The organism is Mycobacterium asiaticum, assembly GCF_001673365.1.
Lineage (GTDB): Bacteria > Actinomycetota > Actinomycetes > Mycobacteriales > Mycobacteriaceae > Mycobacterium > Mycobacterium asiaticum_A.
In genome coordinates, this window is sequence record NZ_LZLS01000111.1 from 1 (window position 1) to 681 (window position 681).

Here is a 681-nt window from a genome sequence, read left to right on the forward strand (position 1 = left end):
CCGTTGCCACCAGAGGTGCCCCCGCCGCCATTGGTACCGGCTACGCCCTGGGTGCCGTTCCCGATAAGCCCGGCAGAACCGCCCCGGCCGCCCGCGACGCCAGCCGCGCTCTGGCTAAAACCCGCACCACCATTGCCATACAAAATCCCGCCCGCCCCACCATCAGGACGGGCTGCGCTGCCCGCAACACCATCCCCAATCAACGGACGCCCAAACAACGCCTCAGTGGGCGCATTGAGCGCACCGAGCACCCGCTGCTCAAAGCTTTGCAACCACGCGGCGTTGGCCGCCTCGGCACCCGCATAAGCCTGCCCAGCGCCCTGCACCGCCTGCGCCCACCGCGCCCCAAACGCCCCCGCTAAAGCACTGCACTCCTGATAAGCCTGCCCATGACCAGAAAACAACGCCGCCACCGCCGCCGACACCTCATCACCAGCAGCCACCGCAACCCGCGACGTCGACACCAACACCGCCGAATTCGCCGCCTGGATCGCGGACCCAATCCGCTCCACATCGGCTGCCGCCACCGCAACCGCCTCCGGCACCACCCACACCACACCAGACAAAACCCGCTCCCTTCACGACATCCTGGCCCCGAAACCCATCTGGCTATGACAGCCTGATTTGGCCCCAGGGGGACGGCTTGATGTGGCCCCACTTGCTCGACACGCCGGGGTAGTT

At 67.3% G+C, this 681-nt stretch carries 1 protein-coding gene; it reads right to left on the reverse strand.

The features are described from left to right. On the reverse strand, window positions 1-557 hold a 557-nt coding region (locus tag A5634_RS12760; RefSeq protein WP_155769516.1), incomplete at its 3' end, for a PE family protein. Between the last annotated feature and the right edge of the window lie 124 nt (window positions 558-681).